Below are 14863 nucleotides of genomic sequence, written 5' to 3'. Positions count from 1 at the left end.
ACTGGTGCATTTCTATCTGTAGGTATAAACCGAAATATTTTACGCACAACACCGCATATCTCATGATAGGTGGTGTTGGCTATTATACTGAAAAGTAACGCACGCTTTTTCTTTCAGCCCAAAAGGATACCAGCATGACTCAAGCACATTCTAAACAAAGCCCTACATGCGAACATTGCGCTCTATCAAGAAACTGCACGGAAAACGCCGAGCAAATTGGTTATAAGAACAATATTCCTGTTTTGACCCATAAAATATATCATCGTGGTGATAAATTGTTTTGCGCTGGTGACGCATTTAATGCGTTGTACATCATGCGTTCTGGTTCTGCTAAAGCGTGCATCTCTTCGGTAAACGCTGAAGAGCAAATTGTTGAATTTTGTTTTCCAGGTGATTTGATTGGTGCAGATGGCTTTGCTCAGCGCAAACATGCTCAAACGATTACCTTTCTTGAAACGAGCAGCGTGTGTTACATCAGTTTGAACTCTGTAAATGCCTTATTAGCCAGTTCTGAGTTAGGTCGTCAGCAATTGCTATCCAATATGAGCAAAAGTCTATTGGTACAACAACAACAAACAATGAGTTTTCATTGCATGACATCTTCGCAACGCCTTGCAGCCTTCTTGCTTGATTTATCTGCGCGCTTGGCAGAACGCGGTTTATCCAGTCATCAATTAACCTTGAGTATGACGCGCATTGATATTGCTAACTATCTTGGTATGGCTATTGAAACGATCAGTCGATTGCTGACCAATATGCAACAACAAGGACTAATCGACGTGCAGCGTCGTCAAGTCACTTTGCTGGATATTCCTCAATTGCAACTGATGAGCAATATTGAATCCGCTAATGATTCAGGTTTGTTAGTTAGCCAAAATAGTGCATTACTGCATGCAACATCCCATAGTGCACATGCCATGCTTCAGTAGTGGTTGCCACAATCGGTATTGCACTTTTGGAAATGTATCCTTTAATATAGCGGTTTTGTAATGACGACTAACGAGTAATATATGGCTAAAACCCTTTCTCAACTTGTAGAACAAATTAAAGTTAACGTTCCGCATTTTGATAGTGAAACTGCAGCGGTGTTGCGTAATAAAGACAACGGATTACTCATCGATGTTCGAGAGCCAACAGAACATGAAGAATCATCTGTACCTGGTGCAATTAATATACCTCGAGGCGTGCTTGAAATGAAAGTACTGGCTCTGGAGCCTGATTTTTCAAGGCCTATTTATCTTCATTGTGCCAGTGCTGTACGAGCTGCTCTTAGTGCAGAACAGCTACATAGAATTGGTTATACCCATGTTTACGTTATTACTGGGGATTTACAGAGTATTATTCAGGCTCATTCGTAGTAGATATATTGGGATGCACAAGTGCATCCGTCCCAAAACATATTCCCATGGAAACTGCGGTTTGTAGGGTAAGGTCATCATCCGGAATAAAGCGTGTCTTATTTGCTACACGCTCTAATGGTACATGTGAAAGTCGATTACCTTTGAGGATAACCGCACAATTAAACTGTTGATTGGCGACTAAACGAGCGGCATAACTGCCGAGGTTAGTGGCAAAAATCCGATCGAATGAAGTTGGTGAGCCGCCACGTTGTGTATGACCAAGTGTCGTTGCGCGTATTTCTGCGTCAACGTAAGCTGATAGTTCGTGCTTGAGTTGTTCACCGATACCACCTAGTCGTTTAGGTTCTGGGCTATCGCTTATCGTTTCACGTACACATATATCTCCGTCGGCAGGCCTTGCGCCTTCAGCGACAACCACTATTGAAAAATGCAGTGCGCCCATGCGTTCTTGACAAACCTTAGCGACTTGCTTGATATCATAAGGATGCTCCGGGATTAATATGCTATCGGCTCCGCCAGCGATACCGCCGTGCAGCGCTATCCAGCCTGCGTTTCGCCCCATTGTTTCAACAATCATTATGCGTTTATGAGACTGCCCCGTTGTGCGCAATCTATCAATAGCCTCAGTGACGATGCTAACCGCGGTATCAAAGCCAAAAGTGCGTTCAGTGCACATCAAATCATTATCGATTGTTTTAGGTACGCCGACAATATTCATACCCAGTTTGGTTAATTCATAACCAATACTCAAGCTGCCATCTCCACCAATAACGACTAATGCATCTAAACCCAGCTCGTCATAATATTGCTTTACCTGTGCTGAGCAATCTTTACCCTTGTAATCAAATGGATTTGCACGGTTATTAGTACCAATGATAGTGCCACCTAAAGACTGAATACCGCTGCATTCTTGATAACTTAATGTGCGTACCCTGCGCTCAATAAAACCTAAAAAACCATCTTCAATACCAATAATTTCTGCATTTGCAGTCAACATTAATGTTTTAGCCACACTGCGTATGGCAGCGTTTAATCCAGGGCAATCACCACCACCCGTTAACACCGCCACGCGTAAACCATTAATTTGGGATCTTGACACCATTTTGTATTACTCCGTTCGTTTCAAACTGACTAATGTTATCTAAAGTTACCTCAGAGATTTTTTTCATCGCCTCTTGGGTAAAGAATGCTTGATGGCAGGTCACTAAAACATTTGGAAAAGTAAGAAGACGTGAAAATACATCGTCTTGTATTACGCTAGAAGAAAAGTCTTCATAAAATAGCGCTTCTTCTTCCTCGTAAACATCTAAACCTAATAATCCTATGCGCTGTGCTTTTAAGGCCCTGATAACGGCTTTGGTGTCTATTAACTTACCTCGGCTGGTATTAATGAGGGTCACGGTAGGCTTCATTTTACTGAGTGCTTGCTCATCAATGATGTGCATAGTGCTCTCATTAATGGGGCAATGCAGCGAGATAATGTCGCTGATGCTAAGTAACTCATCCAAGGGCAGGTACTCTACGCCCATTTGAACACAATCAGGATTGGTTTGAACATCGTAAGCGACAACGCGGCACCCGAAACCTTGCATAATCTTACAAAATACTTGCCCTATTTTGCCGGTACCAATGACCCCAACGGTTTTGCCATTTACGTCGTAACCCATAAGGTTATTCAATGAAAAATCACCTTCACGTACACGATTATGTGCACGGTGCACCCGTCTATTTAGCGTCATTAAAAGCGCCACTGCATGTTCTGCCACAGCATAAGGCGAGTAAGCAGGGACACGTACTACTGGTAGCTCAAGATTATCAGCTGCGACTAAATCTACATGATTGAAACCCGCAGAACGTAATGCAATTAACTGCACACCTTTTGCTTTTAGTGCTGTCAAAACGTCAGCGTCTAAACAATCGTTGATAAATACGCACACCGCAGTCTCATCTGTTATCAAATTAACGGTTTGTAAGCTTAGATGTGGTTCAAAGAAATTAATGTCATGATGGTAATGCTCGTTTTCACGGGTGAAAGACTCCCGGTCATAAGCCTTGGTGTTAAAAAAAGCGATTTTCATTCCCGTTATCCTTTCAAGTGAGCAGTTGTAATCGTCAACGAGTTTACAAAAACAGACACCATCCCGTATTGACGATGGACAATTTTTGTAAAGCAATAGACAAAATACTATTGTCATCGATAGTAAACTCTAATCAATGTGTATTATTGATAACCCCAATAAATGCTAAATACTTAAGCGTTGCAATTAAGCCAAGTCTTGCTATAAATAGTTTGTATTGAAGGTGAAAAAATTATACTACTGATACGTTATATATCTATTCAGAAAATTGGTATTTTGTTTACATGATTTTTAGATAAAAATAAATCTAATTGTGATTGCAGGAACGAAATTTGCTTAGAATGTGTATGGCCACTTTTCACCGTATTAACCGTATGTATAATTTCCAATATCAAGGAGTAACGTTTGAACCTTCCTAAGGCCGGTCCAACCAATATTTCGTTAGAGGCAGCCAGAATATTAATCGTGGATGATCAGCCAATTAATATTCAGATTATCAACCAAATATTGGGTGGTTTGTATATAGTAACATTCGCTAGAACAGGGCAAGAAGCCTTAAACCTTTGCTTGTCTGAGCCGCCTGATCTTATCTTAATGGATGTGGTGATGCCCGAACTTGATGGGCTAGCGACGTGTGAAATCATTAAAAACACGCCTGAGATAAGCGATATTCCTGTTGTATTTATTACCTCGTTACAGGCCGCAGAAGAAGAAAATGCATGTTGGCAAGCGGGCGGTATTGATTATATAACGAAGCCGGTCAATCCATTGCCGTTAAAAAATCGCATAAAGGCGCATTTAACCCTTAAATTTCAAGCCGATTTACTTAAAAAATTGGCGTATGTGGATGGCCTGACAGGTGTTTATAATCGCCGTTACTTAGACGATTATTTGATACAGCAGAAGGCCCAAGCGAAGCGTGCTAAACAGTCTTTATCATTGTTAATGGTTGATATAGATTACTTCAAACAATTTAATGACCAGTATGGGCATTTATATGCGGACGACCAATTAAAAACCGTGGCGGTTAATCTTAGAGGTTCACTTCGTCGTCCATTGGACATTGTGGCGCGATATGGGGGCGAAGAGTTTGTTTGCGTTTTACCAGATACTGGAGAATTAGGCGCTAATCATGTTGCTAGGTTAATGATTAAAACCATAGCCGACTTAAAAATTAATCATTCGTTATCACCTCATAAATTTTTAACGGTCAGTATTGGCATATCCACAATTGAACCCGAACAGGACTTCAACATGGATCTCATTTCCTCAGCGGACAAAAAATTGTATAAAGCGAAACAGACTGGACGTAATAAAGTAGTTTAATCATCAATTTTTGCTAGTTGGTATATTAATCATAGCTGGACGCTATCAAAGTCCAGCTGTTCACGCCTCAAATTCTTATGTGGTTTATCCGACCACTTAATTTCACCATTGCCACTTGTATAAACATCTACTTACCTCGATATCCTATTCTATTGACGGGCCGTCATCGAATCTTTTGTACCTTGAAAATCTAAAAATTCTATTTGATGACTGCTTATTGAAAATAAATTAATGGAATCCTTGACCTATGAGCGACACATAGGTTTAACATCATGCTCATAGTTAAGAATTTAGTTTATGGCAAAGAGCGTTTAAGGGGGGCTGCACATGTATGTAAAACAACTCGCTGAATTAATGGACGTCACAACAGATACTGTGCGGTATTACACACGGGTTAAATTGTTAACGCCAAGCAGCAGCGACAGCAACGGTTATCATCAATACAGTCCTGGGGATCAGAAGCGATTGCGCTTTGTGTTAAGTGCCCGACAATTGGGATTTTCCGTCAAAGATATACAAAACATCATCAATGAGTCAGAACAAGGGCATTGCCCTTGTCCGCTAACCCGAGAATTAATTGCTCAACGTTTAGCTGAAACTGAAGCCCTATTTCAAGAGACATTAAAGTTACGAAACCGTATGCAAGCAGCATTAAAACAATGGGATGCGACACCAAACGGTGCAAGCGCTGAACAGGTCTGTAGCTTAATCGAAACATTCGTCGACCCTAGCTCCGAGGAGGCAAATCATGGATCCTAATAATGGGACCACAAATCAAAGTTTTATTATCGAAGGGGCCAGCTGCGCCAGTTGCGTTAGCAAAATCGAAAAAGCCCTAAACGATGTACCAGGTGTTGAACTGGTAGAAATGAATTTCGCCCAACGTATCGTCAGTGTAGATGGCAACGTTGATAGCAGCGTGCTTATTAAGACGGTACAAAATATTGGCTACGACGCCAAACTTATGAGCAATGAATCTGAACAAGATGCATTGGATGAAAAAGCGCAAGCTGACGAAGCCCATTACAAAAAACTAATGCGTAATGTGTATATGGCGTTGGGTCTGGGCGTGCCGCTTATGCTATATGGCCTGTTTATCGGCGATATGAGTGTTAACTCATCCACACAACGTATTGTGTGGCTTATTGTTGGTCTGGTTACGCTTGGCATAATGGTAGCATCAGGGAAGCACTTTTATGTGGGGGCATGGCAGTCATTTAAAAATCATTCAGCCAATATGGATACTTTAATTGCGTTGGGGACTGGCACCGCATGGGTCTATTCAATGATAGTACTGATTGCACCCGATATGTTACCAGAAGTAGCTAGGCACGTGTATTTTGAAGCCTCCGCTATGATCATTGGCTTAATCAATTTAGGTCTTGCCTTTGAAGTTAAAGCCCGAGGACGCACCTCAGAGGCCATAAAACGCTTAATAGGATTACAAGCTAAAACAGCCCGCGTGATTAGAAATGGTCAAGAACTAGATATTGCTATAGAGCAGGTGAAACTTGACGATATAATCCGTGTGCGCCCCGGTGAAAAGCTCCCCGTAGATGGTAAAATAACCGAGGGTAAGAGCAGCGTAGATGAATCCATGTTAACGGGTGAGCCGATGCCTGTGAGCAAAAGCATTGGCGATAAACTGGTGGCGGGCAGCCTGAACAAAACGGGCAGTATGTTATTTAAAGCAACCCACGTTGGAAAAGATACGACGTTATCGCATATCATTAATATGGTGAAACGGGCACAAAACTCCAAGCCCTCTATTGGTCGTTTAGCCGACGTGATATCCGGTTACTTTGTACCGATTGTTATGATCTTAGCAGTACTTGCTGGTTTAGCTTGGCTTAACTTTGGACCCCAGCCGTCAATCGCATATGCCATCGCTGCAGTTACCACCGTCCTTATCATTGCATGCCCGTGTGCTCTGGGTTTGGCAACACCTATGTCGGTAATGGTTGGTATCGGAAAAGCCGCCGAAGCAGGTATTTTGATCCGTAACGGGGAAGCATTGCAAACTGCATCTAAAATCACCACGATGATCCTCGACAAAACGGGCACTATTACTCAGGGCCAGCCTATCGTCACCGATGTGGTGATGTACAACCAACAAACTCAAGACAATATTATGCCGATGATTGCGAGCCTTGAAAATGGTTCAGAGCATCCGTTAGCAGAAGCGATTGTTAGTTATGCTAAGGAACAGGCCTATAGTCTTAGCCAAGTAAATGAATTTGATGCTATTACAGGGAAGGGCGTAACCGGCATGTTTCAGGATCAGCGTCTGTTATTTGGTAATATCGCGCTGATGCAACAGTTTAATATTGATGTGAGTGAAGCAACCGAAAAAGCACAAGCCTTAGCCAGTGATGCAAAAACACCCATGTATTTCGCACTAGGCGATACGTTCAGTGCGATGGTCGCAGTAGCAGATCCAATCAAATCAGATTCAATTGCAGCAATTAAACGCTTACAGAAAAAAGGCGTGCATTTGGTCATGCTAACAGGTGACAACGAAGCAACTGCGAAAGCCGTGGCTAAACGTGTGGGCATTGACGATTATATCGCCCAAGTATTACCCCAAGATAAGCTTGATGAGGTGCTTAAGCGACAAGAGCGTGGTGAAGTGGTGGGTATGACGGGCGATGGTATTAACGATGCGCCAGCACTCGCACAGGCCGATGTAGGCTTCGCCATTGGAACAGGCACGGATGTAGCGATTGAAAGCGCTGATGTCACATTAATGCGAGGTTCGTTGCATGGTTTAGCGGACGCTCTGGCGATCAGTCAAGCCACAATCCGAAATATCAAACAAAACTTAGTGGGGGCATTTGTATACAACGTGGCGGGTATACCCATCGCGGCGGGGGTGCTTTATCCATTTTTCGGCATTTTGCTCAACCCTATTGTGGCAGGCGCGGCCATGGCAATGTCTTCTTTAACGGTGGTCAGTAATGCTAATCGCTTACGTTTATTCAAACCACAAAACCACTAATCATTTATAAGGAGTCAGAATATGCTTTTAATCAACATATTAGGTGCCGTGCTTATTGTTGCTATTGTATGGTGGTTTTGGTTATACAAGCCACAGCAAGTCGAATTTAGCGACAATCAAGTGGATATTATTGTGAATGATGGTGTGTATCAACCGAGTAATATTCAAGTCAAGGCAGGTCAAGAGGTGCAATTACGCTTCGAGCGTATTGACGCTGCGCCATGCGCTGAAATGGTCATATTTCCTCAATTGGAAATCAGCAAAGAGCTAAAAATAGGAAAAGATAATAGGGTGATGTTACCCGCCCTTGAAAAAGGTGAGTATGACTTTCACTGTCAAATGCAAATGTATAAAGGCAAATTAATCGCTATTTAACCAAAGGTTGTCTGGATAACTATTTCGCCTTTGTGCCGATAAGTACCCCCCCCCCCGATTTGACGTGCCAATTTAAGTGAATGAACATAGCCTTCATCCCTTTATTGATAAGGTCTGGGGGCTTTTTTTATATCCAAGTTAGTGCACATCTGTTGCTGCACCACTTTACCTCACCTCATAAAATTGAGGGGCGTGATTCGTTCATTATTAAAGACGTAAGGGGAGGCAACATGAAAACATTTCAAGGCAGATAGGATTTTCGCGGTGATATCGAAGCAATCGAAAATTACCTTAAGGTACATTTTTAAAAGGTAATCGCACCAGCCGAAGATTGCACAAACCACGTAAGGGCTTCAAAAAGTGAAATGGAACGATGACGAGTACAACACTCCCTATTCTCATTGAAAAATGTGCTTTAAGGTATTGAGCGGTTCAACGGTTAGATTTAAACGGTAGAGTAGTTGTTTGTTGGCGAGTTACTGCCTATAGGATTTGTCGGAAGCCGATCATACATTTTGCTGAGAATTTCTTAACCAAATCTGTCAGACATCTCTGTGCAAATAGCCGACATTTGAATTTAGCATGTTGCGGCAGGCTTGTCGCGAGTAGCCCAGGCTCATTGTTACTTGCAATATAGCTTCGCTTGGCGGTGTGATTTCAACCAGCCTAATACATTACAAATCAATAGTGCGGGTATGCTTTAACGTTTTCTTTTTTATATTTTTACTCGAATGGGTTTTGATTGACTAAGCCATATTGGCGCAAAGCTTGCTGAGTAGTATATTCCACACATTAAAGTGCAGTTTATGCCCCTCTATAGTACAAAAAACACCTGTTTAACTAAAAATAAATATAGTTTTTGCACTTATTAAGAACGTTGTAATAGTTGAGGGTAACAAACCAAAATCCGCTGATAAAATCGAAAAAGGGATAAAATGAAAACCATACATCAATGCCAAACGCTTGGCCTGAAAAATGCCACTATAGTAATATGCTTTTTCTTTTCAGGTCTGGTATTCGGAGCAACGACGGATAAACAGCTCGTTGATGAGAATTTCAAAGCTACCATTTTATTGCATAAAGAATTCGTGAGTATTCCAAACTTACCCGCAAACCCAGAAATGATGATGAAAAATATATACTGGGCTCAGAATCAGTATTCTGAGTTGGGCTTCCAAACGAGTTTATTAACCACCGATTCATTACCTTTGTTATTAGCTGAAAAACAATTCAACCCTGATTATAAAACCATTTTGTTTTATTTTCATATCGATGGTCAACCAGTTAACGAACATGCGTGGGAGCAAGAAAATCCATTTATTCCAGAGTTAAAAGAAAAAGATAGCGACGGTAATTGGACGCGCATAGATTGGCAGAAATTAAACGAGACCATTAATGATGAATGGCGAATTTTTGGACGAGCGGCGGCTGATGATAAAGCACCTATAACAATGTTTTTAACAGCGCTTAAAATTCTTAAAATGAAAGGCGAAGAGCCAAAATTTAATGTAAAGGTAATCTTCGATCCCGAAGAGGAGTATGGTTCAAGTGGATTAAAATCAACATTAAACCAATATAAAGAACGATACCAAGCGGACTATTTCATAGTGATGGACGGCCCTGCCCATAGTTCAAATAAGCCAACGGTAACGTTTGGCTGCCGAGGTATTGTAGCCGCTAATATTACTACTTTTGGCGCTAAATTACCTCAGCATAGTGGCCACTACGGGAATTATTCCCCTAATCCCGTGTTCAGCTTAGCGAATATTCTCGCTTCTATGAAGGATAGCAACGGCAGGGTACTAATAAAGGATTATTACCAAGGCGTTGAACTTTCAGCTGAAACCCTTAAATTGCTTAATGCCGTGCCTTTCGATGCAAACGAAATTAATACGGCTTTGGGTATCCATGCTGCAGAAAAAGTGGGAACGAATTATCAAGAATCTTTGCAATACCCTTCTTTAAATGTACGACAAATCGGTACGTCTTGGACCGGAGAAGGGTTAAAAACTGTCATTCCTGAATATGCGACGGCTCATCTTGATGTTAGGTTAGTGCCAGAAACAAAAGCGAGCGAGCAGCTTGAAAAAATAAAAAAACATATCGAAGAGCAAGGGTACTACGTGATAGATAGTGATCCCACCGATGCACAAAGAAAACAATATCCAAAAATTGTTAAATTCAACGGTTCGCAGGGTACTAATGCATTTAGAACTGATCCTGATTCAGATTTTGGAACGAAGGTCAGAGCGAGTATTGCAAAGGGTTTTAACGAAGAACCTGTGGTAATTAGAATGATGGGAGGGACCGTGCCTATTGTCCCCGTTATCAATATCCTTGGTATACCGACCGTCATTATACCAATGGTAAATATGGATAATAGTCAACATAACCCGAATGAAAATATAAGAATAGGTAACATTAAACAAGGGATCCATACATCCTTGTCGTTATTAATGTATGAGTTTTAAGATAATTAGCTGCTTTTTCCCCCATCTTTTAACTTGAAAGTTAAATTAACCATCGCCAGTCAAAATCAGGCATAAATCATGTCTTAGTTGTTCCGGTGATGGTTAAGTCTTTAAGACAAAAGGGGGAATTAGAAAATAATTGTCAGTATATTTCTACATTAGCTCTCAATATCGAAAACCACAGCGACTTAAGTTGTATTCAGGTGACAGGGTATATTTTGGATCACCAACGTATCTTCGAGGCTCGATATAACTTCAACCGCACCACCGCATTGCCCACAGGTATCTATTTCTATTCCAAAACCCCATTTAAATCTTTGCGCCCGCGTTATTGATTGTTTTTTTGCCCGTGTTTTTTCCTGCCCTGTAGGAAATGCTTGTTTAGCCTTATTTCGTCTAGCGAGTGTTATTGTCACGTGGTGTTGGCTGTTTGGTGTAAATACACAATGACTAATTCATCTGGAATGAATTTGGACAACCATAGGTTGCCCGAAAGGGGAGAAATAAGGATGTTTCTCATCTAAATGCGTCAGATCAACACTGGGTTTGAGCACCACCGCCGCTAAACGAGCAATAATATCCAAGAGCTCAAAGATCACATGACCGCGCTTGTCACGGGTGGTGCCGTCACGGTAGGGTGTTTTTAGTTGGTAACGTACCTGCCGCAAGCTAATGCGATGAATAGAACTATTCAATTCACATTTTGTCGGGTGAAACCGCGTTTTGCCATAGTTATCTTCGGCATATACACCATCGAGGTATAGCATATGAAAATGGATATTTAATTTAATTTAATTAGGGCGTCCTGCTATCAAGCCCTTCAGGACCAATCTTCTGGTGTTCAAAAGCGCGCCCATCAATTTTGTAAGGGCTGAGCAAAATCGTGGGATCGGTGTGACCGGACTCGTTGGTGCCGTCTGTTTGTTGTAGCCTGCTTTTTAGTGATATGGGTGGAAAGTGTACGATACAAAAAAACCAGTACTTTCCCTATGAGCTGCGGATATCTGGCAAACCTAGGATGTTATTAAAGGCGAAAACTGCGCATGAAAACACAGCGAAATGTAAATATTAATCAGTAAATCATGCACTTAAAAATAAATAACATTTACTAATTAGAAACACAATCTGCAGCCGTAAAGGGATTAACAGCACACACATTACTTTTATGTGAATCATGATTTACAAAACCTTAATTATCGGAGTACTATGTGGCTATCAGTTTGACGTTCGCTTTCTTGAAACCAGTTCATTAACCCTTAGAGACGACTACATGCCTCATACAAATAGCACTCCCTTGGCCTTTTGCCGTTTCCGTTCATTATTCATGCTCGCCAGCGGGTTATTAAGCTCGGTGGCTGCTCACGCTATTGATGAAGAATTTATCAGCTACGCTCAGAACGAGATCGCCATCGTCAATGTCACCTTGATTGATGGAACAGGAACGGCCTCTAAATTGAATCAGACCGTCATCATTAAATCTGGACGAATCGAAGCGCTTGGCTCCTCAGCAGATATAAGCCCAAGTGCATCAACGCATATTATTGACGGCGCGGGCAAAACATTAATCCCAGGTTTGGTGATGATGCATGAACACATGTTTTACCCTACGGGCAACGCTCATTACACTGAAATGCTCTACAGCTTCCCTCGTTTATACCTCGCGGGAGGTGCCACCACCATTCGCACTGCGGGTACTACAGCCCCTTATGGCGATTTAAATTTGCGCGATGCCATTAATCACGGAAAAACAATGGGGCCGGATATAGACGTAACCGCTCCGTACTTAAATGGCCCAGGGCTGCCTATTTTAAAAATTAAATCACTGCGCGATGCACAAGATGCTAAAAACATGATGCAGTATTGGGATCAAGAAGGCGTAACGTCATATAAAGCCTATATGCATATTCACCAAGACGAATTAGCCCAAGTCGTGTCCTCTGCTCATCAACGAAGCCGCAAAGTCACCGGGCATTTATGCTCTATTACCTATAAAGAAGCCGCAGAGTTAGGCATTGATAATTTAGAGCATGGATTTTTCGCTGCTACCGACTTTGTGAAAGACAAAAAGAAAGATGAGTGCCCAGGGAGCGATCTTCATCAATCACTGGTTGATTTAGATATTAACGCCCCTGAAGTTGACGCGCTAATTGCTTTACTCGTCAGTAAGAATGTGGCGCTTACTTCCACTTTAACGGTATTTGAAACCTATACCCAAGGCCGCCCTAAAGCGTATCCACTTGCTCTTGAAGCGCTCATTCCTCAAGTACGTGAACAATACGAAACGCAATGGCAAAAAATCGCTGAGCAAGAAAACGCAACTTGGCCTATCGTCTTTAAAAAAATGATGCAGCTTGAGAAGAAGTTTGTTGAAGCAGGTGGCATGTTAATGGCTGGCACCGACCCTACGGGATACGGCGGCGTGATCGCAGGTTTCTCAAATCAAAGACAAATCGAACTATTGGTCGAAGCCGGATTTGCTATCGAACAAGCGATTAAAATTGCCACATTAAACGGCGCTACGTTTTTAGAGCGTGACAATAACGTTGGTTCCATTGAAGCAGGAAAACAAGCTGATTTAGTGTTAATAAATGGCGAATTGATTAACGACACGAGCGCCATTCGAAACATGGCCGTGGTATTTAAAAATGGCGTGGGTTACAACGTCAGCAAGATTGTGCAGCGCACTAAATCTGTCGTCGGGCTGCATTAATTTGCCTAAGCGTAATTCGACAACTAAAAAAGGAACATGACATGATAAAAACACAGCGACCTAAAGCAATCACACTAGCCCTTTGTGCAGCCATCAGTTCATTTGCTGTCTCGGCAAATGCAAACACGAGCGACGTTCCCACAACACAATTACACGCCGTTGAAAAAAATGTTGTAGCTTGGCGCAGAGACATTCATCAACACCCTGAACTGGGCAATCGTGAAACGCGCACCGCAGAAATTGCTGCCTCGCATCTTGAAAAGCTAGGCATGCAAGTAGAGCGAAACATCGGCTATACCGGCGTGGTGGGCATATTAAAAGGCGATTTACCTGGCCCTACTGTGATGTTACGCGCTGATATGGACGCCTTACCAGTAACTGAAAAAGTCGATCTGCCGTTTGCCTCAACCAAAACTACTAACTATCGCGGCGTGGATGTAGGCATTATGCACGCCTGCGGTCATGATACTCATGTCGCCATGTTAATGGGCGCGGCTGAGGTACTTGCTGGCATGAAAAAACAGCTTCACGGTACGGTAATGTTTGTCTTTCAACCTGCTGAAGAAGGCGCTCCTCAGGGAGAAGAAGGCGGCGCTGAACTTATGTTAAAAGAAGGTATCTTTGATAAGTACAAACCAGACGTGGCCTTTGGTCTGCATATCACATCGGGCTTAAACACCGGGCAAATTGGCTATCGCAGCGGCCCGTTAATGGCCAGCTCAGACAGTTTCGAAATTGCGATCCACGGCACGCAAACCCACGGCTCAACCCCTTGGAACGGAGTGGACCCAATATCAGCTGCAGCCCAAGTCGTAACAGGGGTTAACCATATTATTAGTCGTCAAATTGACATTACCAAAGAGCCCGCGATTGTATCTTTTGGGAAAATATCCGGTGGCGTGCGCAGCAATATTATCCCTGAAAAGGTAGAGATGGTTGGCACAATTCGTAACTTCGATATGAACAACCGCCAACAAATATTTGATAAAATCAAACATACCGCTACCCACATTGCAGCGGCTTCTGGCGCCACCGCAGAGGTTGAAATTAACGAAGGTTACCCAGTGACTATCAACAACCCAGCCCTTACCGAACAAATGCTACCTAGTTTAAATAAGGTAGCAGGCGAAGGTAACGTGTTGGTGATGCCAAAAATTACCGGTGCCGAAGATTTCTCATTCTATGCCCTTGAAGTACCGAGTGTATTTGTATTTTTAGGTGGCACACCTGTAGGCCAAGACGCGTCAAAAGCACCGAGTAATCACTCGCCATATTTCTTTGCGGATGAAAAAGCGTTGCCTATCGGTACGGCTGCCCTTACGCAATTAGCACTGGATTACACGGGGTCTAAAACAGATACCGCTGAATAGCGCTCACTATCGAACACTCATACGTGCCCAGCGCCTTTAGAGTCACACTGCGATATAGGAATTATTCTGCAACAGTTTTACCTGTAGCAAGAATATTCTTATATTGCTGTTTTTACTCAAAAACGGCATGATTCGGTCGCTATTTTGTGTCGCAAACCTGTGATGTATAAGTGA

Annotated in this window: 12 protein-coding genes; 9 read left to right on the top strand and 3 right to left on the bottom strand. The window is 42.4% G+C overall.

Going from position 1 to position 14863, the window contains the following annotated elements; all coding sequences use genetic code 11:
* Nucleotides 1-134: 134 nt before the first annotated feature.
* Complete coding sequence (locus tag GQS54_RS05360) at nt 135-929, top strand: helix-turn-helix domain-containing protein (RefSeq protein ID WP_166422983.1); 795 nt, start codon at nt 135-137, stop codon at nt 927-929.
* 81 nt (nt 930-1010) lie between these two features.
* The gene (locus tag GQS54_RS05355; protein WP_166422982.1) at nt 1011-1358 is read left to right on the top strand and encodes a rhodanese-like domain-containing protein; all 348 of its coding nucleotides are present in this window, start codon (nt 1011-1013) and stop codon (nt 1356-1358) included.
* Here GQS54_RS05355 and GQS54_RS05350 read toward each other — a convergent pair.
* Nucleotides 1339-2463, bottom strand: coding sequence for an ATP-dependent 6-phosphofructokinase (locus GQS54_RS05350; RefSeq protein ID WP_166422981.1), 1125 nt, complete (start codon nt 2461-2463; stop codon nt 1339-1341). The two genes, GQS54_RS05355 and GQS54_RS05350, sit on opposite strands and share 20 nt — an antisense overlap.
* Nucleotides 2441-3439 carry a 2-hydroxyacid dehydrogenase gene (locus GQS54_RS05345; protein ID WP_166422980.1) on the bottom strand — a complete coding sequence of 333 codons (999 nt, stop codon included), beginning with the start codon at nt 3437-3439 and terminating at the stop codon, nt 2441-2443. Before GQS54_RS05345 ends, GQS54_RS05350 begins: the two co-directional genes overlap by 23 nt.
* Nucleotides 3440-3844: 405 nt before the next feature.
* Between GQS54_RS05345 and GQS54_RS05340 the strand changes: the two genes are divergently transcribed.
* The 5 genes from GQS54_RS05340 (at nt 3845) to GQS54_RS05320 (ending at nt 10609) form a co-directional block, all read left to right on the top strand.
* On the top strand, nt 3845-4765 hold the full coding sequence (locus tag GQS54_RS05340; RefSeq protein ID WP_166422979.1) for a diguanylate cyclase: 921 nt from the start codon (nt 3845-3847) through the stop codon (nt 4763-4765).
* A gap of 327 nt (nt 4766-5092) precedes the next feature.
* The gene (locus GQS54_RS05335; protein WP_166422978.1) at nt 5093-5524 is read left to right on the top strand and encodes a MerR family DNA-binding protein; all 432 of its coding nucleotides are present in this window, start codon (nt 5093-5095) and stop codon (nt 5522-5524) included.
* A complete protein-coding gene (locus GQS54_RS05330; protein WP_166422977.1) occupies nt 5514-7763 on the top strand; it encodes a heavy metal translocating P-type ATPase in 2250 nt (749 codons plus the stop codon). The genes GQS54_RS05335 and GQS54_RS05330 overlap by 11 nt, the downstream gene beginning before the upstream one ends.
* Before the next feature lie 21 nt (nt 7764-7784).
* Nucleotides 7785-8138, top strand: a complete 354-nt coding sequence (locus GQS54_RS05325; RefSeq protein WP_166422976.1) for a cupredoxin domain-containing protein — start codon at nt 7785-7787, stop codon at nt 8136-8138.
* 935 nt (nt 8139-9073) lie between these two features.
* Nucleotides 9074-10609: a M20/M25/M40 family metallo-hydrolase gene (locus GQS54_RS05320; RefSeq protein ID WP_166422975.1), complete on the top strand. Its 1536-nt coding sequence runs from the start codon at nt 9074-9076 to the stop codon at nt 10607-10609.
* 455 nt (nt 10610-11064) lie between these two features.
* Here GQS54_RS05320 and GQS54_RS05315 read toward each other — a convergent pair whose 3' ends face one another.
* Nucleotides 11065-11376, bottom strand: a complete 312-nt coding sequence (locus GQS54_RS05315) for a transposase (protein WP_166422974.1) — start codon at nt 11374-11376, stop codon at nt 11065-11067.
* A gap of 407 nt (nt 11377-11783) precedes the next feature.
* Between GQS54_RS05315 and GQS54_RS05310 the strand changes: the two genes are divergently transcribed.
* Together GQS54_RS05310 and GQS54_RS05305 are read left to right on the top strand one after the other, a co-directional pair.
* On the top strand, nt 11784-13319 hold the full coding sequence (locus GQS54_RS05310) for an amidohydrolase family protein (RefSeq protein WP_240919833.1): 1536 nt from the start codon (nt 11784-11786) through the stop codon (nt 13317-13319).
* Nucleotides 13320-13360: 41 nt separating this feature from the next.
* A complete protein-coding gene (locus GQS54_RS05305; RefSeq protein WP_166422973.1) occupies nt 13361-14689 on the top strand; it encodes a M20 family metallopeptidase in 1329 nt (442 codons plus the stop codon).
* Nucleotides 14690-14863: the final 174 nt, after the last annotated feature.

Source organism: Paraglaciecola sp. 20A4, assembly GCF_011378905.1.
Lineage (GTDB): Bacteria > Pseudomonadota > Gammaproteobacteria > Enterobacterales > Alteromonadaceae > Paraglaciecola.
This window is presented reverse-complemented; position numbering and strand designations above follow the sequence as displayed.